Source organism: Tateyamaria sp. GN1-10 (genome assembly GCF_055693845.1).
Window position 1 is genome coordinate 38421 of record NZ_JBVFUR010000002.1, and the last position, 23662, is coordinate 62082.

Consider the following 23662-nt stretch of genomic DNA (forward strand, 5'->3'; position numbering starts at 1 on the left):
TGACCCGAACGAGGCTTGGGCGTCTACCCTAGCCACATAATTTTACATAATCATCATTACAAGGCGCTTACCGGCCTTGCTGTGGCCGAAACCTGCTGGCACAGTTCACACATTCAAACGGAGGTGCCGATGGCCCTGAAGACAACTGCCGCGAAAATGGTCGCCGATGCGCGCGCCCGCATCAAAGAGGTTGAGACGGTGGATGCCATCAAGTCAGTGGATAATCCTGACGTCGTTATCGTCGATATCCGGGACATTCGCGAACGTCAGCGCAGCGGATACATCCCCGGATCGGTCCATGCGCCGCGCGGCGTGATCGAGTTTTGGGTCGACCCCGACAGCCCCTACTTCAAGGACGTGTTCGGTCAGTCCGACAAAACATACCTGTTTCATTGTGCCTCGGGCTGGCGATCGGCGCTGACCGTCGCCACATTGAAGGACATGGGATTTGAGGCGGGGCATCTGCGCGAAGGTTTCTCGACTTGGGAAGCGCAAGGCGGCCCGGTGGAAAAGGAGGACACGGCATGACACCCGATATGAATTGTCACCCGAAAGTCACCCCGTTCTTCGACGAGCGGTCGAATACGATTTCCTATGTCGTGCAGGAACCAAGCGGGCGGGCCTGTGCCGTCATCGATGCGGTGATGGACATTGACTATGCCGCAGGTGCTTTGAATTTTGATGGTGCCGACAAGATCATCGCCCACATACGCGCCAATGACCTCCGGCTCGACTGGATCATCGAAACCCATGTCCATGCCGATCACCTGTCGGGGGCGCCCTATATTCAGCAGGCTTTGGGCGGGAAAATCGGCATCGGCGCCAAGATCACCGATGTGCAGGACACCTTTGGGAAAGTGTTCAACGAAGGGACCGAGTTCCAACGCGACGGGTCGCAATTCGATGCGCTGTTCGAAGACGGCGACAGCTACGAGGTTGGCGGAATGACCTGCTTTGCCATGCACACGCCCGGCCATACCCCCGCCTGCATGGTGCATGTCATTGGGGATGCTGCTTTTGTCGGCGATACGCTATTCATGCCTGACGGTGGCTCGGCCCGCGCGGATTTTCCGGGTGGAGATGCCGGACAGCTCTACGACAGTATTATGCGCGTTCTGGCCCTGCCCGATGCCATGCGCTTGTTCATCTGCCACGATTACGGCCCCGGCGGGCGCGCAATCGCGTGGGAGACGACCGTCGCAGAAGAGCGCGAAAAGAACATCCATGTGGGCGGTGGCAAAACGCGCGAGGATTTTATCAAGTTCCGCACGGAACGGGACAAACAGCTCGCCATGCCAAGCCTGATCATTCCCGCGCTACAGGTGAACATGCGCGCCGGTGAAATCCCGCGTGATGACGAGGGGGACATGGCGCTCAAGGTCCCATTGGGCAAACTCTGACACTTCCCTGTTTCAAAAAATCCTCCCCGAAGGGCCGGGTTGAGCTGGGACGTCCCTTGCCATTTGATGTCTGCGGCTCAACACTCGGGCCATGACCCTGTCCGCTCGCATCGACGGTCACCGCGACGCTTTGATCGCGCTGACACAGGATTTGATCCGCATTCCCACGCTGGATCCGCCGGGACGGCATTATCACGACATCTGCGCATTGGTCGGGGAACGACTGAAGGGCCACGGGTTCGAGGTGCAGATGATCCGTGCCCATGGCACACCGGGTGACAGTGATACCTACCCACGCTGGAACGTGGTGGCGCGGTGCGAAGGGACACGTGCCGGGGAATGTGTGCATTTCAACAGCCACCACGATGTGGTCGAAGTGGGCCACGGCTGGACACGCGATCCGTTCGGGGCCGAGATTGAGGGCGACAAGATCTATGGCCGGGGTGCGTGCGACATGAAAGGCGGGCTGGCCGCCTCGATCATCGCGGTGGAGGCGTTTATCGAAGAACACCCCGACTATGCCGGTGCGATTGAAATCAGCGCCACGGCAGACGAGGAATCGGGCGGCTATGGTGGTGTCGCCTACCTTGCTGAAAAGGGCCTGTTTGCGCCGGAACGCGTCCAGCATGTCATCATCCCTGAACCCCTGAATAAGGATCGTATTTGCCTGGGTCATCGCGGCGGCTGGTGGGCCGAGATTGAAACGAAGGGCGAGATTGCCCATGGCTCCATGCCATTTCTCGGTGATTGCGCAGTGCGCCACATGGGGGCCGTGTTGGACAAGTTCGAAAGTGACCTCTACCCGGCGATGGCGGCCCGCCACACTGAAATGCCAGTCGTGCCGGATGGTGCACGGCAATCCACGATGAACATCAATTCGATACATGGCGGTCAACCGGAACAGGCCGAAGACTATGATGGCCTTCCCGCCCATTGCGTGCCGGACAGCTGCCGCATCGTGATCGACCGCCGCTTTCTGGTCGAAGAAAACGTGGAACAGGTGCGCGGTGAAGTGGTCGAGCTGCTTGAAGGGCTGAAAGCCTCGCGCGACCGGTTCGACTATGAAATGCGCGAGTTGAACGTGGTCTTGCCATCCATGACGGACAAGTCGGCCCCGGTGGTCGAAACGGTGCATGCCGCCATTGAAAGCGTATTGGGGGTCGAACCCACCTATGTCGCCTCGCCTGGGTCCTATGATCAAAAGCATATCGACCGGATCGGCAAGCTGCGCAATTGCATCGCCTATGGACCGGGTGAGTTGGAACTGGCCCACAAGCCCGATGAATGGGTCGGGATCACCGATATGCTCGACAGTGCCAAGGTGATGGGACGGGCGCTGGAAACCCTGCTCTTACCATAGGCCGGACCGTGGCTGCAGGTTACATCCGGTTTTTGATCCCTTGATATGTTGTCGGTGGATGTGCATTTTCTGATGCAGAAGGACACCGCAGATATGACCAAGACAAACAGCGCAACCGTTGCCCGCAGTGCAAACGCCGGAAAGTTCACCGTCCGCAAGGAAGGTGGGGATACGTCCGAGCATGCCTCGGGCAAGAAGACCCCCAAGGTTGTGCGCAGTTCGATCAGCAAGAACAGGGACGCCCTGCAGCGGCTCGCCAATCGGTAAGCGGCACTATCGCGTCAAGCTTGGCGACGTTCTTGAGGCCCATGAGCAATCGCTTGAGGCTTTTGGTGGGCTGCCGGGTATCTGCAATCTCGACAGCGTCCTTGGGGCGATTGGCCGCCCCTATCACGGCTATCACCTGCCTATTCACAAGAAAGCTGCAGCCTTGTTGCATGGCTTGGCGACGTCCCATGGCTTCAATGATGCCAACAAGCGCACGGCGTGGCTGACGACAGAAGTGCTGTGCCTCAACAGCGGCTACGACCTTGCCATCCACGCCGGGGACAGGATCGATGACGTGGTGGTCGATGTGGTGACCGGGGCCATGTCGCAAACCGCGCTCGAAGCGTGGTTTCGGGCGCGGCTGTCCAAGCTCGACAACTAGCTAGCGTTTGACGATCACCGGCACATCTATGTTGTCGATCAACCGCACTCCGGCCATGTATGCGGCCGCAAACAAGCGGGCCGGTTCTGTCGCGCGCTCAAGCAGCGCCAGAGTGTCTTTGGTGCGCATCTCGAGATAGTCGATCTCGCCAAACCCAGCAGCCGCCAGCCGCGCCTGTGCGTCCGGCAACAGATCGGCAATCTGCGCGCCCTGCCCCAACGCGTCGGCCATCTCTTCCATGACGTCATTCAGCGCTGCGGCCCGACTGCGGGCCTGATCGGACAAGAGCAGGTTGCGGGATGACATGGCCAGCCCGTCGATCTCGCGAATGGTCGGACAACCAACCACTTCGACCCCCAAATCCAGATCACGGGCCAACCGCCGCACCACCTGCAATTGCTGAAAGTCCTTTTCGCCAAAGAACGCCAGATCGGCCGAGGTCTGGGTGAACAGCTTGGTTACGACCGTTGCCACCCCGTCAAAGTGACCGGGCCGATGCGCACCGCACAGCACGTTGGTCAGCCCATCCACACTGATGTTTGTCGCAAACCCGTCCGGGTACATTTGCAGCCCATCAGGGACATAGATCGCATCGACGGCAAAGCGTTCCAGCTTGCGCGCATCCTCGTGTTCGGTGCGCGGATAGTTCTCTAGATCTTCGGGATTGTTGAACTGCTTGGGGTTCACAAAGATCGTGACGATCACCCGATCCGACATGTCCTTGGCCCGCGCCACGAGGCTCAGGTGTCCGTCATGCAGCGCGCCCATGGTGGGGACAACGCCAATTGTTTCTTCGGCCCGCTGCCACCCGCGGGTCATCTCGCGCAACTCAGCCAAGGTGCGCACGATTGGCGCCGTCATGTCTTGGCTCCAGGCACTGCGTCACCAAACACGTGTTCGGGTCCGGGGAAGCGGCGCGCGCGCACGTCCTCGGCATAGGCTGCGATGGCCGCTTCGCCATCCACGCCCAGCTCGGCATAGCGTTTCACGAACTTGGCTTTGAAAGCAGTGAACAGGCCCAGCATGTCATCGACAACCAAGATTTGCCCGTCGCATCCTGCCGACGCACCAATCCCGATGGTTGGGATATCAACCGTGCCCGTGATGTCGTTGGCAAGGTTTTCCGGCACCTTCTCAAGCACGACGGCAAAGGCACCGGCCTCTGCCACCGCCTTGGCATCAGCCATCAGGGTCGCCCCCGCGTCACCCCGGCCCTGTACCTTGTAGCCACCCAATGTGTTGATCGACTGGGGCGTCAGACCGATATGGGCCATGACCGGAATACCGCGTGCAACAAGAAACGCGATGGTGTCGGCCATCGCCACGCCGCCTTCCAGCTTCACGGCGCCTGCCGCCGTCTCGGCCATCAGGCGGGCCGCGTTTCTGAACGCCTGCTCTGGTCCTTCCTCATAGCTGCCAAAGGGCATGTCGATGACCATCATGGCGGATGTCAGCCCGCGCGCAACTGCCTTGCCGTGCATCACCATCATGTCCATCGTCACGCCAAGGGTCGAGGGCAGCCCATGCAGCACCATGCCTACGCTGTCGCCCACGAGAACAAAGTCGCAATGGGCGTCCATCATCTGGGCCATGGGGGTGGTGTAGGCCGTGAGGCTGACAATCGGTGTGCCCCCTTTCATGGCCCGGATATCGTCGGGCAATGGGGCGGATTTGCGGGCTGTGGCGCTCATGTCCATGTCCTTCGCATAATGTCGTTGCGCGCCCATAGCAGGCCCGGGACCGCAATGTCACCACCCCGGGCCGTGACGTCACAGCATACGCACGGACATGCCCCCGTCTGCAATCAGGGGTGCGCCAGTGACAAAGGGCGCGTCATCGGACAGCAGGAACAGGGCGGCCTGCGCGATTTCCAAGGGGTCCGCCAGCCGTTTCATCGGGTGCAAACCGGCCACGAAGTCGATGGTGTCAGGGTCGTCACCCGCCATGGCAGTGCGTGTGCCGCCGGGCAAGACCGCGTTTATCCGAATGCCCTGTCCGGCCCAGTCTATGGCCAGCGACTGAACAAGGCCCATCAACCCGGCCTTTGACGCGGCATAGGCGCCCATGCCAGGCATTCCGCCATTGCTTACGCCGACAAATGATCCCGTGAAAACCAAAGCACCCCCGCCCCGCTCGACCAGCGCGGGGATTTGGGCGCGGGCCGACAGGAATGCACTTGTCAGATTGGTCTGGATGACATCGGCCCATGTCTGGTCCGTCATGTCCGTGACCGGACCCATGTCGCCCACCATTCCGGCATTGTTGAATGCACCATCCAGACCGCCAAATTGCGCTATGGCCGTATCGACAAGTGCCTTGGCAACAGATAGATCACCCACATCTCCGGCAGCATAGGCGGCGTGCCCGCCCGTGGTTTCAATCTCACCCACGATGTCTTGCAATTTGTCGGGCCGGCGGCCCCCGAGCACGACGTTTGCGCCTTCCTCAGCAAACAGTCGGGCCGCCGCCGCGCCAATCCCGCTGCTCGCACCGGTGACTATGATCGTTTTGTCTTTCAGTCGCATGTCTTTTGCCTTTCGGAAATCTGTGTTCATGCGCTCGCTCTACGTACCGCGCGACCCTGCGCCGACCCGTTTCCTGCGCAGGCGTAAGCACCCATGCCCAACCCGCAAGAAACGGGTCGAAGGCACAGAGGGCTTGCACGGTGCCCGGTTTGCGGGAAAGCTGGGGGAAACCGCACCGATGGGGAGACCGCCATGTTCAACCGACTGATGATGACCACCGCTGCCATCGCCCTTGCCGCGACGGGGGCCTGGGCAAAAACAGACATCACTGTGGCCATGCAATTGGAACCCCCGCACCTTGATCCCACCTCGGCCGCCGCGGGGGCCATCGACCAGGTGCTTTATTCCAACGTGTTCGAGGGGCTGACCCGCTTCATGGGCGATGGGTCGGTTGTGCCGGGTCTGGCGGCAAGCTGGGAAATCTCGGATGACGGGCTGACATATACCTTTGCGCTGCGCGACGGCGTCACCTTCCATGACGGCACCGGCATGGACGCTGAAGATGTGAAATTCACTTTCGATCGCATCCTTGCCGAAGACAGCGCCAATGCGCAAAAGGCGCTTTATGCTGCCATCGCCTTGGTCGAGGTGGTCGACCCGCAAACCGTGCGCATGACGCTGAACGAGCCCAACGGCAACCTGCTGTTCAACCTCGCATGGGGTGATGCCGTGATCGTGGCACCGGAAAGCATCGAGAACATCAAGCAACAACCCATCGGTACCGGCCCCTTCAAGTTCGATAGCTGGACGCAAGGCGATAGCATCCGCATCAGCCAATATGACGGGTATTGGGGCGACGCGCCCGCGCTGACCGAGGCCACGTTCAAGTTCATCTCGGACCCAACGGCCGCCTTTGCTGCCGTGATGGCCGAGGATGTGGACGTGTTCACCGGCTTCCCCGCGCCCGAGAACCTGCCGCAATTCGAAGCCGACCCGCGCTTTCAGGTGCTTGTCGGTTCGACCGAAGGCGAGACGATCCTATCCACCAACAATGCGCAATCCCCCTTTGACGATCTGCGTGTCCGGCAGGCCGTGGCCCACGCCATCGACCGCCAAGCCATCATTGACGGGGCAATGTTCGGCTATGGCACCCCGATCGGGACCCATTTCGCGCCGCACAACCCGGCTTACGTCGATCTGACCGGTGGGTCTGCCTTTGACCCCGAAAAAGCCCGCGCCCTTCTGGCCGAGGCCGGGATGGAAGGCGGGTTTGAAACCACGCTGCACCTGCCGCCCCCGTCTTACGCCCGTCGCGGCGGCGAGATTATCGCCGCGCAACTGGCCGATGTTGGCATCAAGGCCGAGATCATCAATGTCGAATGGGCGCAATGGCTGGAAACCGTGTTTCGCGGCAAGAATTTCGGCCTGACAATCGTCAGCCATACCGAGCCGATGGACATCGGGATTTACGCCAACCCCGACTACTATTTCCAGTACGACAACCCGGCATTCCAGGAACTGATCGGCACGCTGAACAGCACCACGGACCCCGACAAACGCACGAACCTGATGGCCAAGGCGCAGGAAATGATCGCGAATGATGCGGTCAACGGCTACCTGTTCCAGCTTGCACAACTGTCTGTTGCCAAGGCCGAGGTGCAAGGTCTTTGGGTCAATGCACCGACGCAGGCCACGGACCTCACGAGCGTGAGTTGGGCAGAATGATCCTACACAGGGCGGGCAGCCGCCCCAGCCAACGGGCGAACCCGGAGTACTTCACTGGTGAAGTGTGGCAGGATCCGATCATCTCGGCCGAAGCGCCGGCGCGGCTGCATGCGCTTACCGTACATTTCGCACCAGGAGCCCGGACGGCATGGCACACGCATCCGCTGGGCCAGACGCTTCATGTGACCCAAGGGGCCGGGTTGATCTGTATGCGGGGCGAGACACCGCAAGAAATCCGCCCGGGTGACACGGTTTGGATTCCTGCAGATGCCGAGCATTGGCATGGTGCAGCGCCGGACACCGCCATGACCCATATCGCCATGCAAGAGGCGCTGGACGGGTCAGCCGCCACATGGCTGGAACAGGTCAGCGACGCGGATTACGGCGGATAGGTCGAAGGGGGGCCAGCCCCCGGCCTGCGGCCTCCCCCCGAAGTTTATCTGGCAAAGTGAATGGGGATCAGAGTTGCGCGAGACGGTGTCGCACCTCTTCCCTGATCGGGCCGTTGCGGGGGGTGTCTTGTAGCGACGTAAACCAGTGCTCTGGTGGGTTTTTGCCGCGCCGGTTGCCATCAAAGCGTAATCCACGCAGCACGTCCTCGCCGTCGGGGGTGACGCGGTCGGGAATGCCGTACCCGTTCAACGTGGCCCAAACGCCAGTCCACAGACGTCCCACAGACCAAGGGTTGTAGCCACCGCCACCTAGCACCAACAGCCGCGGGGCGAGGTTCATCAGGGCGCGGACGATGGCCCAATGCGCCGTGTTGGAGAGGGACAAATGCGCTTGGGGGTCTTCCTCGACCCCGTCGGCGCCACACTGAATGACGATGGCGTCCGGTCGAAATGCCTCAACACGGGGCAAAATGACCTGATCCCGGATCAGGGCCATTTCGTCATCGTTGAGATGTCGTGGAACAGGTATGTTGACCAAGGTATCCATCGCTCCAAGCGCGCCTGTACGCGGCCACAACCCATCCTCATGCACCGAGATCATCAGCACATCCGGGTCATCGCCAAAGGCGACTTCGACCCCATCCGGGTGGTGCGCGTCAATATCCACATATGCGACACGCGCAGCCCCGTTCCGCTGCAGGGCAAGGATCGCAAGCACCGGATCATTGAGATAGCAGAACCCCCGGCCCGATCCGGCATCGCGTGATGCGTGCCGCCCGCTGGGTGATAGACGATGCCTCCGTCACGAAGCAGTTCACCTGCCAACAGCGATCCCCCCGCTGCCGTGGCAGGACGGCGGTACATCTCGGGAAAGATGGGGTTGTTGGACGTGCCCAACCCGTGCCGGGTTTTTACGTCGTCATTCACATGCTGCGCTGTTTCCGCTGCGCGCAAGGCCGACAGATACTCTGGTGTGTGCCAGATCGTCAGCGCGTTCGGTTTGGCGCGTGGGCTGGGAACATAGGCTTCGTTTGGCAACCACCCCATCGCGCGGCTCAGGTCGATGACGGTGGATACGCGCGGCACCCGCAAAGGGTGCCACGTTCCGTAGGACGATCCGCGGTAGATCTCGGAGCCAATGAACAAGGGGCGTTTCATGACCCATACATAACGGTCCTGTCCACTGCGGCGAGGGGTCAGGCCGCCGCAGCGCCCATTGCCTCGGCCCGCTTCAGCCAATTTGCGATCTTTTCGGGCTTGGCCAGTTTGACCGATCCCAGCATCACAACGTTGCGGGGCTTCACGCCAACGAACTTCATTACCTGATTGCGCATCACGCGGCGGCCCGGACTGCGGTAGAGCAGCGTGTCGACCCATGGCGGTGTATCTGCTGTGATGATCGCATCGCCCGTCCGGCCCTCAAGGAGCTTGTCCCAGCCCAGACCGCGCCCGTGATATTTGTAGGCAAATCCCGATTGCAGCCCCGCATCCATCACCGCCTTGGCCTGCGCCGGCATCGCGCCCCACCAATAGGGATGCACAATCATCACGTGATCGGCCCAGCGGACGTTGTCCTGCCACGCCTGCACATCCGCTGACACGGGTGTATCCGCATCATAGCCGTGTTCGGTGTCCATGTCCGACAGGTGCATGATCCGCACCTCGGCCCCCTTGGCCCGGGCCCCTTGCGCATAGCGTTCCGCCAAGGCTGCATTCAGCGATCCGGTCTTGGGATGCGCCACCCAGATGAAAACCTTTTTGGTCATGTGATGTCTCCGTCGTTTGCTTGACACTGTGTAAATTGACATCGTGTCAACTATGTGCTTCTTGACAGCATGTCAAGTGAGCAAACCGATACCCCGACAAAAATTCTGCAGGCGACCCTGAAGCTGCTGGAAGCGCCCGATGCAAAACTGCCAACGATGTCCGACATCGCGCGGGCAACGGGGATCAGCCGGCAAGCGGTGTATCTGCACTTTCCCAGCCGGACCGACCTGCTGGTGGCGGCAACGCGCTATCAGGACCGGCTGAACGATATTGATACCGGCCTTGCCCCCAGCAGGGGCGCACGGTCTGGCGCTGAACGGCTGGATGCCTTTGTCACGGCATGGGGCAACTACATCCCCAAGATATATGGAGTGGCCCGTGCCATTATGGCCGTCACAGACACAGATTCCGAAGCGGCTGCCGCTTGGAACACCCGTATGCAGGACATGCGCGAAGGATGCGCCGCCGCCATCGCGGCGCTGGCCGAGGATGGCACCCTGCCCCCCGGCACCGACATGGAACAGGCCACCGATCTGCTCTGGACCCTCCTTTCGGTTCGCAACTGGGAAAACCTGACACAAACCTGCGGCTGGTCGCAGGACTGCTACATCGCCACGATCCGAGGGATGGCCATGGCCACGCTCGCCCGCGATCTCGGTGCGCTTACCGACGTGCTTGCCTGCACTGATCCCCCCGCCTAACGTCGCAGCCATATGCTGCGCTACACTCTCAAACGGCTTCTGTCCTTGTTCATCAGCCTCGCCATTGCATCGCTGCTGATTTTTGCGGTGATCGAAGTCGCGCCCGGCGATCCGGCATCCTTCATGCTGGGCATCAATGCGCAGGAGGATACGCTGGCCGCCCTGCGGGCCGAGCTGGGCCTCGATCAACCGAAATGGCAGCGATACCTGTCTTGGGTTGGCGGCATGGTGCAGGGCGATTTCGGTACGTCCTACCAGTACCGCACCCCCGTGGCAGAGATGATTGCAGACCGGCTCTGGGTGTCCTTGCCACTTGCGCTCTATGCGCTGACACTGTCCACGATCATCGCCTTTCCCGCTGGTATCTATGCCGCGTCCCGCCGGGGCAAGGCGGGTGATGTGGGTGTGATGGGCGCGACCCAAGTGGGCATCGCCATCCCGAATTTCTGGTTCGCGATGATGTTGGTGCTGATCTTTGCAATCAACCTGCGCTGGTTCAGTGCCGGAGGGTTCGCGGGTTGGGATAAAGGGGTGTTGGCTGCGATGAAATCGCTCACCCTGCCCGCCATCGCGCTTGCACTGCCGCAAGCAGCGATCCTTGCGCGCGTCATGCGGTCATCGCTGCTGGATGTGCTGGATGAGGATTTCATGCGCACGGCGCGGGCCAAGGGCCTGAGCCGTGGGGCCGCCCTGCGCCGTCACGGGTTGCGCAATGCAATGATCCCGGTGCTGACGATCCTCGGCCTGCAATTCTCGTTCCTGCTCGCGGGTGGGATCATCATCGAACAGGTGTTCTACCTGCCCGGCCTCGGGCGACTGATCTTTCAAAGCATCTCGGCCCGCGATCTGATCGTGGTGGAGAGCGTGACAATGCTGCTGGTCTTTGCCGTGATAATGGTGAACTTCCTTGTTGATCTGGCCTATGCCGCCGTCGATCCAAGGCTGAGGGCGCGGACATGAACCGCTCATTGATCCTTGGGGGGACGCTGTCGGCGCTCATGGTCATCGCAGCGCTTTTGTCCTTTGTCTGGACGCCGTTTGATCACGGCGCGATGAACATCCCCGACAAGCTGCAAACACCGAACGGGACCCATTGGTTCGGCACGGACCATTTCGGGCGTGATATGTTTTCGATGATCATGGTGGGTGCACGCACATCCATCGCCGTGGCCTGCGTCGCGGTGGGCATCGGCATCGGATTGGGTGTTCCCTTGGGCCTGTGGGCAGCCGCGCGGCAAGGCGGCTGGGTGGACGAGGTCATCATGCGCGGCAACGACCTGATCTTTGCCTTTCCATCACTGGTCATCGCCATCCTAATCACAGCCGTCTTCGGCGCAGGGGCGATCAACGCCATCATTGCCATCGGCATCTTCAACATCCCCGTTTTTGCGCGCGTCACACGCGGTGGCGCCCTGCCCCTCTGGGCACGCGAATTCATCCTGGCAGCGCGGGTTGCGGGCAAAGGGGCCGCGCGGATCAGCATTGAACACATCCTGCCAAACATCGCGAACCTGCTGATCGTGCAGGCGACCATCCAATTCTCGCTTGGTATTCTGGCCGAGGCTGCGCTGTCCTACGTCGGTCTTGGTGCACAGCCACCCACCCCCAGCTGGGGCCGGATGCTCGCAGACGCACAAACGTTGGTCAGTATCGCGCCCCACATGGCGCTCGTGCCGGGGATGGCGATCATCCTGACAGTGCTTGGCCTGAACCTGTTGGGTGACGGCTTGCGGGATGCGCTTGATCCGAAACTGCGTGTGGCGCGGGTATGAGCCTTCTGTCCATCAACGGCCTGTCTCTGTCCATCGCAAGCGCCCCGATCCTGCGAGACGTGTCGCTGTCATTGGCACCGGGGGAGGTTGTCGCCGTTACCGGGGAAAGCGGGTCCGGCAAGTCCATGACGGCGCTGGCCGTGATGCAATTGCTGCCCCCTCAGTCCGAAGCAACGGGGACCATCAGCCTCGACGGCCACGAGATGCTGGAGTTGGACGACGCCACGCTCTGCACCTTGCGCGGCGACCTCGCGGGTATGGTTTTTCAAGAGCCGATGACAGCGCTTAACCCGGTGCAAACTATCGGCGCCCAAGTCTCAGAAACGGTGCGCCTGCACCGGCCCGAACTCAACCCGCAACGCCGCGCGCGGGAGGTTCTGGACCGTGTGGGACTAGAGAGTATCCCCCTGTCCCGCTACCCGCATGAGCTGTCCGGCGGACAGCGCCAGCGCGTTGTCATCGCCATTGCCATCGCTTGCGGACCCAAGCTGTTGATTGCAGACGAACCCACCACGGCGCTTGACGTCACCACGCAGGCCCAAATCCTGAACTTGCTCAAACGCCTTGCCGCTGAGGATGGGATGGGTCTGCTGATGATCACCCACGACCTTGCTGTCGTGGCCGAGATGGCCGATCGGATCGTCGTCATGCGTCATGGTGAAGTGGTCGAGGCGGGCGACACGCCCGCCTTACTGGCCGACCCGCAGCACCCCTATACCCAAGCCTTGCTGGCCGCCTCCAACCACCGCGTCGATCTGCCGGGCGGGGCGGAGCAAGCTCCGCTGTTACGGGTGCAAAACGTCGTGCGCGATTACACCCTGCCCCGCACGAAACTGTTTGTCCCCGCGGGGACACATCGTGCGGTGGACAACGTGAGCTTTGACATCAAGCGCGGCGAACGAATGGGCCTTGTGGGGGAAAGCGGCTGTGGCAAGTCCACCCTCACGCGCGCCATCCTTGGGCTTGAGCCAGTGCAAGGCGGGTCGATCACGCTTGACGGCACGCCCGTCACGGACCCGTCCGTCAGGCGCAAGATGCAGGTGGTGTTTCAGGACCCTTACGGCAGCTTCAACCCCCGCCACCAAGTTGCACGTCTGATCACGGAGCCTTTTCATCTGTTGGACAGCCCGCCAAGGGATCACGATGTCCGCATCGAGTCGGCTCTGACGGATGTGGGCTTGTCACCCGACGATGCGCAAAAGTACCCCCACCAATTCTCGGGCGGACAACGGCAACGGCTCGCCATCGCCCGCGCCCTGATGATCAGACCCGAACTGGTGATCTTTGATGAAGCGGTCAGCGCGCTTGACGTCTCGGTGCGCGCGCAAATCCTTGACCTGATTGCGGAACTCTGTCGCCAGTACGATCTGACTTACCTTTTCATCAGCCACGACCTGAGCGTCGTGCGTACGATCACCGACCGGGTGATGGTCGTGCAGAAAGGAAGGATTGTAGAGGCAGGCCAGACCGAAGCTGTCTTTAGCGATCCGCAACACCCCTACACAAGGCAATTGATTGACGCCGCGCCGCAATTGCCACTCCATGAAACAACACGCGCAAGGAGCCTTCCATGACCGACGCCCTCTGGTTCGACCCCTCGCTGATGCTGATCGGTGGCACATGGGGCGCGGCCAGCGACACGCTCCCCCTCATCAACCCGTCGGATGGTAGCGACCTGGCCCGGATCGCGCGCGGGCAAGCGCAGGACATCGATGGCGCCGTGGCAGCCGCTCACGCAGCCCGTGACAGCGATTGGGGTCGAATGACGGCCACCGAACGGGGGCGTATCCTGACCGGGATCGGGCGTTGCGTGCTGGACCGGGTCGACGACCTCGCCACACTCGAAGCTCTGGATGTCGGCAAACCGCTCACCCAAGCCCGCGCCGACGCCGTTGCGCTGGCCCGATACATGGAATTCTACGGGGGTGCCGCGGACAAGATCACCGGTGAAACTATCCCCTATCTGGATGGTTACACCGTCTATACCCTGCGCGAGCCACATGGGGTCACGGGCCACATCGTGCCATGGAACTACCCAATGCAGATCATCGGGCGGTCAGTTGGCGCAGCCCTTGCGATGGGTAACGCATGTGTTCTCAAACCAGCAGAAGAGGCGTGCCTGACCGCCCTCGCTTTTGCTCACATAGCGGCAGAGGCCGGGCTGCCCGATGGCGCGCTGAACGTGGTCCCCGGGCTGGGGTCCGAGGCCGGTGCGGCCCTAGCGTCCCATCCCGGTGTGCAGCACATCAGCTTCACCGGCTCAGTCCGCACCGGCGCGCTGGTGCAACAGGCGGCAGGGGCCAACGTGGTGCCCGTGACCCTGGAACTCGGCGGCAAATCCCCGCAACTGGTGTTTGATGATGCCGACCTGGATGCAGCCCTGCCCTTCCTTGTGAATGCCGGTGTCCAAAACGCCGGGCAGACCTGTTCCGCCTCGTCCCGCATCCTTGTGCAGCGCGGGGTTTATGAGAAAGTACGCAAACGTATGTCCGCCGCCTACTCCAACCTCAGCGTCGGTCCCGCGCTCGATGACCTGCGCATCGGGCCGCTGATCTCGGCCCGGCAGAAACAGATTGTTGAAGGGTTCCTTGAAAAAGGCGCGGACCTGACCATCGCCGCCCAAGGCCACCTGAAAGATGCGCCCGATAGCGGCGCCTATGTCCTCCCCACCCTGTTTGAAAACGTCCCGCCAGATCACACGCTTGCCCGCGATGAAGTGTTTGGCCCGGTACAAGTGCTGATCCCCTTCGACACAGAAGAAGACGCCCTGCGCATCGCCAACAGCACTGACTACGGCCTTGTCGCCAGCGTCTGGACGCGCGACGGCGCGCGGCAGATGCGTCTGGCAAAAGCGCTGCGCTCGGGTCAAGTCTTTATCAACAACTACGGCGCGGGCGGCGGTGTTGAACTGCCTTTCGGTGGGATCGGCAAATCCGGCCATGGCCGCGAAAAGGGGTTCGAGGCGCTATACGGCTTCTCAACCCTGAAAACTGTGGCCGCGCATCACGGCTGAAATCGGGGCGCACAGCCAGACAATCGGAAAGGACACCTCATGATTTTCGAAAACCGCTTTCAGGGCCGCAAAGCGGTCATCACCGGGGGCGCCGCCGGGCTGGGTCACGGCATCGCAGAACGGATCACAGCCGAAGGTGGAACGGTCGAGATTTGGGACATCAATGCCGATGCCCTTGACGCGTTGGACATGGACAGCCGCCAAATCGACGTGACAGATGCAGAAGCCGTGGCACTGGCCATGCAAGACGCTAACCCGGACATCCTCGTCTGCTCTGCCGGGATCACCGGGCCAAACACAACCACATGGGACTACCCCATCGACGACTGGTTGAAGGTACACGATCTGAACCTGAACGCAGTCTTTTACTGCAACCGCGCAGCTGCCCCCGTGATGCGGGCCAAGGGGTGGGGGCGGATCATCAACATCGCCTCGATCGCGGGGAAAGAAGGCAACCCGAACGCCCCTGCATACTCGGCCTCGAAGGCAGGCGTCATCGGCCTGACCAAATCACTGGGCAAGGAGCTGGCGACGAGCGGCGTGACTTGTAACGCCATTGCCCCGGCGGCAGTGCGCACAGCCATCTTCGACCAGATGACGCAAGAGCATATCGACTTTATGCAGTCCAAGATTCCCATGGGCCGCTTCGGCACGGTGGACGAAATCGCAAGTATGGTCTGCTGGCTCGCCTCGGATGAGGCCAGTTTCACCACCGGGTTCTGTTTCGACCAATCGGGCGGGAGGGCGACGGCGTAATGCGGATCGAGGTAAACGGCGTTCGGCTCTATGTTGACATAGAGGGCGCAGGCCTTGTCCCAGACGGACCCACCATGCGCGAAAAGCCCACGCTCATCGCCCTGCATGGCGGTCCGGGGGCGGATCATTCGATCTACAAACCGCATCTGAGCCAACTCGCCGACCTGTGCCAGATCGTCTATGTCGATCATCGTGGAAACGGACGATCAGACGATGGCGATCCCGAAACATGGACCCTCGCGCAGTGGGGCGATGATATTGCCGGGCTGTGCGACGTTCTGGAGATCGAGAAACCCATCATCTACGGCGCGTCTTTCGGCGGCTATGTCGCGCAATCCTTTGCCACGCGGCACCCTGACCGGCTGTCGGGGCTTATTCTGTCAGTCACAGCGGCCCACGTGGATTTCGAAGCGGTGTTCGACGCTTTCACACGCATCGGCGGAGCGAAGGCCGGTAAGGTCGCGCGCACCTACTGGTCCGACCCCACGCCAGAGCGCAGGCAAGCCTATTTCGACACCTGTTTCCCGCTCTATTCGATCAAGGGTCTGGACCGGGACATGGTCGCGCGCATGATCGTCAAGAACCCGGTTGCCATGCACTTCAACGGACCAAAAAACGAACATGGGCGGTTCGACTTCCGCCCCGGGCTTGCAAAGATCACCTGCCCCGCCCTCGTCATCTCGGGCAAACAAGACCCCATCATGCCCCATCCTTTCGGCGCTGAAATCGCACAACACCTGCCTGACGCCCGCTACCACCTGCTGGACAACGCGGGCCACACGGTCGACTTTGACGCGGCAGAGGCGTTCTATAGCCTCATGCGAGATTTCATTGGAGAGGTGTCACATGCAGCTTGAAGGCAAAACGGCCATCGTCACGGGCGGAGCCAGCGGCTTTGGCGAAGGGATCGCGCGCGCCTTTGCTGCTGAAGGGTCGCAAGTCATGGTCGCGGATATCGACGGCGATGGTGCAAAAGCAATTGCGCAGGACATTGGCGGCAGTGCCTTCGAAGTCGATGTGTCCATTGGCGCATCCGTGCAGGCCCTTGCCGACCACGCACTCAAGACTTTCGGCAATTTGGATATCCTGGTGAACAACGCAGGCATCACCCACCTGCCCCAAGCGCTCGAGGATGTGACGGAAGAGGATTTCGACCGCGTGCTGGCGGTCAACGCCAAGTCCGTCTACCTCACCGCCCGCAGCCTGGTCCCACATTTCAAAGACCGCGGGACGGGTGCCATTCTCAACGTGGCTTCCACCGCGGGGGTCAGCCCCCGGCCCCGGCTCAACTGGTACAACGCATCCAAAGGGTGGATGATCACGGCAACCAAGGCGATGGCGATCGAACTTGCGCCTCATGGCGTGCGTGTGAACGCAATCAACCCGGTGGCAGGTGAAACGCCGTTGCTCAAATCCTTCATGGGCGTAGATACCCCCGAAACCCGCGCCAAATTCCTGTCTACCATTCCCCTCGGCCGCTTATCCACCCCGCAAGACATGGGGGCCGCTGCCACCTTCCTCTGCTCTGATGCCGCGTCAATGATCACCGGCGTGGCGCTTGAGGTGGATGGCGGGCGTTGTATCTGAAGCCGCCTTGGTGGTTATGCATTGATGGCTCAACGTTCGAAATGAGCCCAGAGTTACAAGGTCATCGCTTCGAGATGACGCATCGGCATTCGGCAACTCGCGGGACGAAGTGGACATGGTTCTGACTTGTCCCCGATCCCATGTTTCCCGCAGGCGGGGCGGATTGCAGACCTTCGCTGCAGACGCGACCTGAAATCAACTGCCCCCAAAGCGGACGTTGAAGCTGGCAGGCGGGATGTTCTGGTCTTGGAGGGCGGAAAGCGGAAGTTCGCTGCAAGTGCCAACGCCACCTATCCGAACGAATGAACGTCGGCACGCCGCGCATGATGAACAGGTCACTCACGACATCGATGACATTGCCTGAGTTGAGCTTGCGGTGTTTAGGAAAACGGAAGACCCAGGATGGTTATCAAAGAACTGAAGCCAGGGGAGATTGCATCAGTTTACGGCAAACTTAGCTGCTCAAAGGGCAAGGTATGCCGCACCTTGATGCAATACGGCAGATTACAAACGCAATGAAGGTACATTTGTCAGGCTTTCGGAAATCAGATGGCTTCCAGCTCGGTTGTTACGAAGCTTTCCTAAAATGCACAAAAGGACGAAAAATACCACTTGAGGCTTCGCTTGCGGTAACCCCGAACCGGCGCGCAAACCGATACCACACAGGGCAAGCGCTTGCTCTGCACATCGGACTGTGGTGTTCCAATTCACTTGACGACAGGTACTGACATCTTGATCGCGGCGTCTTGGGGCACAGCCGTCAGCATTTCGCATCGTCCTATAAGACGTGCATTTTGTCGATCCTCGTTGAATTCACTCTCAACCTTTCCCCGCGCCGCTCTAGCCATAGTGGCAGCCATCTGCGGGGTCTGAACAAGTGAAAGGATGTTTGCGTAAAGCCCTTCCACATCCCTCTCGTCCGAAAGAAAGCCGGTGTCGCCGTGGGAAACAAGTTCCGGTATTCCAGAGTGGCGGGTCGCGCAGACCGGAGTACCTAGCGCCATCGCTTCCATCAGCGTCACGGGGATACCCTCCTGATCGCCATCAGCTGCGGTTACACTTGGCGCCAGCAACGCATCGGCCTTTGACATGCGTTGCAACACCTCTTCATGGGGCAGGGCTCCCACAAAACTCACACGGCTCTCGAGCCCTGCCAGCGCGATCTGAGCTTTCAGTGCTGCCGCCAGGGGGCCTTCACCGCCAATGTCATAACGCCAATCAATCTCGGGATGGCGGTCATGCAGAAGAGCAAGTGCATCAATGGCAACATCAAGGCCCTTCTTTTCGACCAGTCTGCAGACACTGAGAAACCGCAATGCGCCCTCGCGGTCTGGGATCGAGAACTGATACCGCGAAACAGGAATCCCGAGATGATGGCTTTCAACGCGCGCAGCAGGAGCTCCGCAAGAGATCAGCTGTTTTGCGAAGGGAGTGTTGACCGTCAGATTAAGATCACCTTCGGCAAAGAGGTCCTGGTAGCGTGTCATGCGGTCTCGGCGTAGCTCGACACTGACATCCCGACCGTGAAAAACGGTCACCAATGGCGGTCGCTGTCGCCATCCGCGCTGTGCCCTTGCCACTGCAGCCCCCGATAGCCGAAGTGGGCGATGACGACATCAGCGTCGATCTGGCGGCGCCAAGTGTCCCGATCCAGCCGCGCCACGAGCCGATTACGAAGTGCGGTCGGAAGAAGTGTCAGAAGACCTACCTTGGGCGACGGCCAGATCACGATACGCACCCGGCGAAGCGCTTCCCGATCCTCGGGCGACAAGAGGGTATCCGCTTCCATGGCTTTGCAGATCACGGTGACATCATGCCCGTTGCGCACGGCATGAAGCACCTGCGAGGTCACGAAAGTCTGCGACAGCGCCGGAAAGCTCGAGACGCAGAAGCTGATCTTCAAAACAGAGCTCCGTATCCCACCGCGCCGTCCGGGATCGGCTGTTGCGGCAGGGCTGTCTCGAGTGTTTGGATGAATGTCCTATACTGCTGCTCGAAATCCAGTTCGGGTCGGCGCGCATAGGTTACCGCCCGTTCGGATAGGGCGGTGTAGGCGTCCGTATCGGACCATAGTTCTCGAAGCGCTGATACCCAATCTTCAATCGATGCATCGTGTGGCAAGACCACACCGCCCGGCCCGATCGCCTGGGGCAGACCGCCCCGGTCGGAGCCGATCACTGGAATGCCGCTGCAATGTGCCTCTGACGCAACCCGGCCCCACGCCTCTTCCCATTGGCTTGGCGCAAGAAGGATATTTGTCCGTCCGTAGACTTTGGACATGTCAGACGTTCGGCGCATGAATGTGACGTTCGGAAGGGCGTCGATTTCAGTCATGATTTGCTTGAACTGCTCATCCCAGAGCGTCCAGGCTTCTACGAACAGGAAGGGGATGTCCGGGCAGGCACGGGCCATGTCCCGCGCTATCTCGTAGCCCTTCTTGGGGTGGATATTGATCAGTGTCACAAACTCGCGCGTGGTATCGCAGCGATACTTCTCAAAATCTATTGTTGGGGTGATCACCGTGCAGTCAATGCCGTAGGCGTCGCGATATGCCTGTGCCGTGAAATCGGAATTGGCGATGAAACGCGCGCCTGGAATGGTGCTGACATCTCCATCGTTCTCGTCAAATTCTACATTCCGCAGATAAAGAACAACAGGTACGCCCAAGCGTGCAAAAGCGTGCCCAAGTGCTGCTGACCGCCGGGTCTGGATCACCACGACATCGGGCCTGAATCTTGCCACCGCGGCTTCGATCCGCACCGGATCCAGCGGCTCCCATGTGCGCATGACTTCGTAGCCTTGCGTACGGTCGATGCTGAATGGCCGACCTGTCATTTTCCGCTGCACCTTCATGCGGAACCCAAACACACCGCGCCCGGAAAACCCGCAATAGACGGCGGCAGTGTGGCCCTCGGCCATGCTCTGTCGAATAAGATGATCGGTGCTGTTCTGTGTGCCACCGCTGGCTTCCGGCAGCCATCCGTTTCCACCAGCAAAGAGAATACGCATGACGACCTCTATGTTGTGCGGGTCGCGACGACCCCTGAATGGCAAATGGGGGGCGGTCTGTAACAGTCTTTCCAAGTCACCCCAGACCCACCCCGCGTTCGGCCAGCGCGCGCTTAAGCGCTGCGCCAGCGGATTTGGCGGATGCCTGAAGCCGCGGAGCGGCCTCTTCCTGTTTGGCCGCGACCTCGTCAAGGGAGACGAGCCAGTCCAGCACCCGGTTGGTAAACGACGCCGGCTCAATCTCTCCGATCGGGGTCACGAGTTCCGGCAAACCCAGTTCTTCGAAGGTTTCCTCGAATTTCGGCTCGTAGGATATCGGCAGGACCGGGGTGTTCGCGCAAATCGACAGAATTGCCATATGCAGCCTGCAAGCAATCAGACCGTCAAAGGTCTGCAAGACCTGGATCAACTCGTGTGGCGTATGAAAATCGCGGTTTACCCTGACATGGGCGGCAACATCTGGTGGTAGCTCGGCAACGAATTCGGCGGCAACCGCGGAATCGTCCGTCCAGTATTCGGGGATGCCCTGACAGGTCGATATGAAGGTAATTTCGGCACCCTTGTCGCGGACCAGGGTGGTGATTGCCGCAAGAATGGACTGCCTGAAATGGGCAGCCCCCGTTTCGGTGTCGCGGGCACCATAAAACTTGAGTTTGCGAACCGCCACGGCGATGCGCAGCCGATCATCCTCTCTACGACCTGACCGCTGGCGTCGGGCCGCAAGTGAGGTCGGACCTGATGTCCAAAGGGCAAAGACTGAATCGGACACGGTTTTGATGTGATCCGAACGCCCGATCAGGGCGTGCACATGCGCCTTCGACGTGTCGTGACGCACGAGGATCAGTTCCATCTTGTCCAATTGCGGCGCCAGATGCCTTGATCGAAAGTCATCGGCGAAAGCCTCGAAGGACTGGGTGAATGCGGCGACCGGCTTGCCCAGCTGATAGTCCTTATGAAACTCAACTATTCGTCGACCGTAGTCATATTTGCTCAGCAGATATGTGCCGCCGGTGGTAAGAACGAAGTCGGCATCGAGATAGGGTTGGATGGCGCGCATCACGGGTGTCGGCAGCGGCAGTCCCACCGACGCCAGTATCCGCGTTAGGGTTACGGACGCCGACATGTAGAGCTTTCGCACCATCAGATATCGGCGGTACTTCCCGAAGAGGGCCGCCGCGAGTCGAATGGACGGAGCGCGGTCCATTAGAAAAGATGGCAACGGGATGAAGTCGATGTCCGGGTAGTAGCGTGCGATGCTTGGCATGCCGGAGTCGGCAAACCTAAGCTCTGCATTCGGGAAGCTTTCAGTGACGATTTCGCGCAGGGCAATGCCGATCGCACTGTCGCCACCATTCATGAAAACACAGTTCTCGATGATGATACGCATGTCAGATCGCGCCTTTCTCGGCACGCATGCGCTGTGCCATCGCGGAAAGGCCGCGTACTTCGGCAAGAACCTCACGACCGAAGGGGGTGAGGGCCAAGAGACCCGCAAACATGGCGTAGCAAAGTGCAGTGCCGCTCAGAAGCCGCAACACGGCAGTCTCGGGTAACAGGTCCTGAATGAGCAGCATCGCTACATAGGTCAGCATGCCCGCACAGAACAGCGGGGCAATGCGGCTGCGTATGCTGTCAAACCCGATCGGTCCCTTGCGGCAGATCAGGACCCAAAGCGGGATCAGTTTGGCCATACTGGCTGCCGCATAGGCCGAAGCCATCTGTACCACGCCGTACTGCACGCTCCACAAGAAGACTGCGCAACTGATCAGCGCTGATGTGAGCCCCCACCAAGCCATCTCGGTGGTCCGTCCCTGGCTGATGAACAACCATCCTGTCGGATTTGCCAAAGCCTGTGACAGACCCGCGATCCCCAGAGCAGCGAAGATCGGCGCGCTTTCCGCCCATTGCGCGCCCAGAAGAAACGGGACTGCCGTATCCGCCATTGCGGTCAGGGCTGCGACAGCGGGTAGAACGGCGAGTTGCATCAATCCGAAGACGCGGAAAAACATGTGGGCATAGCGCTGCGGTTCGTCTTGTAGCCGAGACAGAACAGGCACCATGACCTGCGACAGTGGCTGTGCGACGCGGTTCAGGGGAAACAGCAGCAGCTTGTAGGCCCGGTCATAAAGCCCGAGGGCCGCTCCGCCCCAAACCCGCCCGATCAGGATGCTGTCGAGGTTGCGCGAGAAGAAATTTGCCAGCTTGAAGCCGGTTACGCCTGCTCCGAAGCCAACCAGATCTCTGGTGCCTTCGGCGAGTGCCGGGCGGGACGGGGTCCAGGGCACCCAGAACCACACCATGACCGCGCCGATAAGCCCGCCTGCAATCGTGCCGGCAACCAATGCCCAGGGGCTGGGATCAATAAGGGCCCAACCGATCGAGACCGACAGGGTCGTGACCGCAACTACACCGGCGTTTATCGCAATACGGCCAAAAGCCATTTGGCGGTTCAAAAGGGCGAAGTGCTGGGCGCCCAGGGCCGTGACGACCATATTGAGCGCCAGGGCCCGGATAAGCCATGTCAGGTCCGGTTCGTTGTAAAACTGTGCCACGAGCGGTGCCATGAGCATCAGGAAAACCGTCAGCGCGACGCTCAAGCTCATGTTGATCCAGAAGAGCGCATTCAGTTGTCCATATGTCAGGCTGCGCCGCTGAATGACCGCTTGCAAAAGACCCATGTCCCTGAACATCGAAAGGAACGCGATTATTGGGCCGATCATTGCAATCAGGCCGATGTCCCGAGGCGTCAGCAATCGGGATAGGACAATCACTGATCCGATCTGACACCCTACGGTGACCCCTTGGCTGAGCGCAGTATGGAACGTGCCGCGTGCGACGGTGCTACCGTAGCTGCTCTGCTTCGCGGTTTTGACAATCGTCTCGGGCGGATGTTGTGCCATGCCGTGTCTCAAATGAACCGACTTTGTGCCGTTGGCTCGACCTGATCACAGTACGCCGCTGGATACCCGCCCTTTTGCAGTTGCAGCATTCCTTTCAGCAGCTTCTCGCCCGCCCGCGGTCGGCAAGAGCAAGATCCTGCAAGAAATGTAGACTCATACCTGTCCA

The 23662-nt window shown here is 60.5% G+C and carries 24 protein-coding genes and 1 pseudogene; 15 read left to right on the top strand and 10 right to left on the bottom strand.

The genetic code is table 11. The features are described 5' to 3' along the window. Positions 1 to 129: 129 nt before the first annotated feature. The 5 genes from ACZ1HN_RS00240 to ACZ1HN_RS00260 all read left to right on the top strand — a co-directional run bounded on the left by ACZ1HN_RS00240 (position 130) and on the right by ACZ1HN_RS00260 (position 3409). Positions 130 to 528 (top strand): rhodanese-like domain-containing protein, encoded by a 399-nt coding sequence (locus tag ACZ1HN_RS00240; RefSeq protein WP_472725986.1) that lies wholly within the window; start codon positions 130 to 132, stop codon positions 526 to 528. Beyond that, the gene (locus ACZ1HN_RS00245; protein ID WP_299209812.1) at positions 525 to 1400 is read left to right on the top strand and encodes an MBL fold metallo-hydrolase; all 876 of its coding nucleotides are present in this window, start codon (positions 525 to 527) and stop codon (positions 1398 to 1400) included. Before ACZ1HN_RS00240 ends, ACZ1HN_RS00245 begins: the two co-directional genes overlap by 4 nt. A 91-nt stretch (positions 1401 to 1491) precedes the next feature. Then, entirely contained in the window at positions 1492 to 2760 is a 1269-nt protein-coding gene (locus tag ACZ1HN_RS00250; RefSeq protein WP_472725987.1) for an acetylornithine deacetylase/succinyl-diaminopimelate desuccinylase family protein, read from the top strand. 93 nt (positions 2761 to 2853) lie between these two features. After that, the gene (locus tag ACZ1HN_RS00255; RefSeq protein WP_299209806.1) at positions 2854 to 3027 is read left to right on the top strand and encodes a hypothetical protein; all 174 of its coding nucleotides are present in this window, start codon (positions 2854 to 2856) and stop codon (positions 3025 to 3027) included. Continuing rightward, positions 2969 to 3409, top strand: a complete 441-nt coding sequence (locus ACZ1HN_RS00260) for a type II toxin-antitoxin system death-on-curing family toxin (RefSeq protein ID WP_472725988.1) — start codon at positions 2969 to 2971, stop codon at positions 3407 to 3409. Before ACZ1HN_RS00255 ends, ACZ1HN_RS00260 begins: the two co-directional genes overlap by 59 nt. Here ACZ1HN_RS00260 and panC read toward each other — a convergent pair whose 3' ends face one another. The 3 genes from panC to ACZ1HN_RS00275 form a co-directional block, all read right to left on the bottom strand. After that, positions 3410 to 4270, bottom strand: coding sequence for a pantoate--beta-alanine ligase (panC, locus tag ACZ1HN_RS00265; RefSeq protein ID WP_472725989.1), 861 nt, complete (start codon positions 4268 to 4270; stop codon positions 3410 to 3412). Then, positions 4267 to 5100 (bottom strand): 3-methyl-2-oxobutanoate hydroxymethyltransferase, encoded by an 834-nt coding sequence (gene panB / locus ACZ1HN_RS00270; RefSeq protein ID WP_472725990.1) that lies wholly within the window; start codon positions 5098 to 5100, stop codon positions 4267 to 4269. Before panB ends, panC begins: the two co-directional genes overlap by 4 nt. A gap of 78 nt (positions 5101 to 5178) precedes the next feature. Beyond that, positions 5179 to 5934: an SDR family oxidoreductase gene (locus tag ACZ1HN_RS00275; RefSeq protein ID WP_472725991.1), complete on the bottom strand. Its 756-nt coding sequence runs from the start codon at positions 5932 to 5934 to the stop codon at positions 5179 to 5181. Positions 5935 to 6141: 207 nt separating this feature from the next. Here ACZ1HN_RS00275 and ACZ1HN_RS00280 point away from each other — a divergent pair, with 207 nt between their 5' ends. Both ACZ1HN_RS00280 and ACZ1HN_RS00285 read left to right on the top strand, forming a co-directional pair. Next, positions 6142 to 7599: an ABC transporter substrate-binding protein gene (locus ACZ1HN_RS00280; RefSeq protein WP_472726036.1), complete on the top strand. Its 1458-nt coding sequence runs from the start codon at positions 6142 to 6144 to the stop codon at positions 7597 to 7599. After that, a complete protein-coding gene (locus ACZ1HN_RS00285) occupies positions 7596 to 7991 on the top strand; it encodes a (R)-mandelonitrile lyase (protein WP_299209788.1) in 396 nt (131 codons plus the stop codon). Before ACZ1HN_RS00280 ends, ACZ1HN_RS00285 begins: the two co-directional genes overlap by 4 nt. Before the next feature lie 67 nt (positions 7992 to 8058). Here ACZ1HN_RS00285 and ACZ1HN_RS00290 read toward each other — a convergent pair. Both ACZ1HN_RS00290 and ACZ1HN_RS00295 read right to left on the bottom strand, forming a co-directional pair. Continuing rightward, positions 8059 to 9149 (bottom strand): annotated as a pseudogene (locus ACZ1HN_RS00290) (acetoin utilization protein AcuC). A 38-nt stretch (positions 9150 to 9187) separates the two neighbouring features. Continuing rightward, positions 9188 to 9757 carry an NAD(P)H-dependent oxidoreductase gene (locus tag ACZ1HN_RS00295; protein WP_472725992.1) on the bottom strand — a complete coding sequence of 190 codons (570 nt, stop codon included), beginning with the start codon at positions 9755 to 9757 and terminating at the stop codon, positions 9188 to 9190. Between the two features lie 69 nt (positions 9758 to 9826). On the opposite strand from ACZ1HN_RS00295, the gene ACZ1HN_RS00300 reads away from it, so the two are divergent. From ACZ1HN_RS00300 to ACZ1HN_RS00335, 8 genes are read left to right on the top strand one after another with little or no spacing between them, the layout of a single operon-like run. Then, positions 9827 to 10459 (top strand): TetR/AcrR family transcriptional regulator, encoded by a 633-nt coding sequence (locus ACZ1HN_RS00300; protein ID WP_299707445.1) that lies wholly within the window; start codon positions 9827 to 9829, stop codon positions 10457 to 10459. 12 nt (positions 10460 to 10471) lie between these two features. Beyond that, positions 10472 to 11419, top strand: a complete 948-nt coding sequence (locus ACZ1HN_RS00305) for an ABC transporter permease (protein WP_472725993.1) — start codon at positions 10472 to 10474, stop codon at positions 11417 to 11419. Continuing rightward, positions 11416 to 12231 carry an ABC transporter permease gene (locus tag ACZ1HN_RS00310; protein ID WP_472725994.1) on the top strand — a complete coding sequence of 272 codons (816 nt, stop codon included), beginning with the start codon at positions 11416 to 11418 and terminating at the stop codon, positions 12229 to 12231. Before ACZ1HN_RS00305 ends, ACZ1HN_RS00310 begins: the two co-directional genes overlap by 4 nt. Beyond that, on the top strand, positions 12228 to 13805 hold the full coding sequence (locus tag ACZ1HN_RS00315; protein ID WP_472725995.1) for an ABC transporter ATP-binding protein: 1578 nt from the start codon (positions 12228 to 12230) through the stop codon (positions 13803 to 13805). The genes ACZ1HN_RS00310 and ACZ1HN_RS00315 overlap by 4 nt, the downstream gene beginning before the upstream one ends. Continuing rightward, entirely contained in the window at positions 13802 to 15244 is a 1443-nt protein-coding gene (locus ACZ1HN_RS00320; RefSeq protein ID WP_472725996.1) for an aldehyde dehydrogenase family protein, read from the top strand. The genes ACZ1HN_RS00315 and ACZ1HN_RS00320 overlap by 4 nt, the downstream gene beginning before the upstream one ends. A gap of 39 nt (positions 15245 to 15283) precedes the next feature. Next, positions 15284 to 16000, top strand: coding sequence for an SDR family NAD(P)-dependent oxidoreductase (locus tag ACZ1HN_RS00325; protein WP_472725997.1), 717 nt, complete (start codon positions 15284 to 15286; stop codon positions 15998 to 16000). Further along, positions 16000 to 16857, top strand: a complete 858-nt coding sequence (locus ACZ1HN_RS00330; protein ID WP_472725998.1) for an alpha/beta fold hydrolase — start codon at positions 16000 to 16002, stop codon at positions 16855 to 16857. Before ACZ1HN_RS00325 ends, ACZ1HN_RS00330 begins: the two co-directional genes overlap by 1 nt. After that, complete coding sequence (locus tag ACZ1HN_RS00335) at positions 16847 to 17587, top strand: SDR family oxidoreductase (protein WP_472725999.1); 741 nt, start codon at positions 16847 to 16849, stop codon at positions 17585 to 17587. The genes ACZ1HN_RS00330 and ACZ1HN_RS00335 overlap by 11 nt, the downstream gene beginning before the upstream one ends. 707 nt (positions 17588 to 18294) lie before the next feature. On the opposite strand, the gene ACZ1HN_RS00340 is transcribed toward ACZ1HN_RS00335, so the two are convergent. The 5 genes from ACZ1HN_RS00340 to ACZ1HN_RS00360 form a co-directional block, all read right to left on the bottom strand. Beyond that, positions 18295 to 19074: a glycosyltransferase gene (locus ACZ1HN_RS00340; RefSeq protein WP_472726000.1), complete on the bottom strand. Its 780-nt coding sequence runs from the start codon at positions 19072 to 19074 to the stop codon at positions 18295 to 18297. A gap of 47 nt (positions 19075 to 19121) precedes the next feature. Continuing rightward, positions 19122 to 19490, bottom strand: a complete 369-nt coding sequence (locus ACZ1HN_RS00345) for a hypothetical protein (RefSeq protein ID WP_472726001.1) — start codon at positions 19488 to 19490, stop codon at positions 19122 to 19124. Further along, positions 19487 to 20596, bottom strand: coding sequence for a glycosyltransferase (locus tag ACZ1HN_RS00350; protein ID WP_472726002.1), 1110 nt, complete (start codon positions 20594 to 20596; stop codon positions 19487 to 19489). The genes ACZ1HN_RS00345 and ACZ1HN_RS00350 overlap by 4 nt, the downstream gene beginning before the upstream one ends. 76 nt (positions 20597 to 20672) lie before the next feature. Next, the gene (locus ACZ1HN_RS00355; RefSeq protein WP_472726003.1) at positions 20673 to 21983 is read right to left on the bottom strand and encodes a polysaccharide pyruvyl transferase family protein; all 1311 of its coding nucleotides are present in this window, start codon (positions 21981 to 21983) and stop codon (positions 20673 to 20675) included. 1 nt (position 21984) lies between these two features. Next, positions 21985 to 23496: a lipopolysaccharide biosynthesis protein gene (locus tag ACZ1HN_RS00360; protein ID WP_299206021.1), complete on the bottom strand. Its 1512-nt coding sequence runs from the start codon at positions 23494 to 23496 to the stop codon at positions 21985 to 21987. Positions 23497 to 23662: the final 166 nt, after the last annotated feature.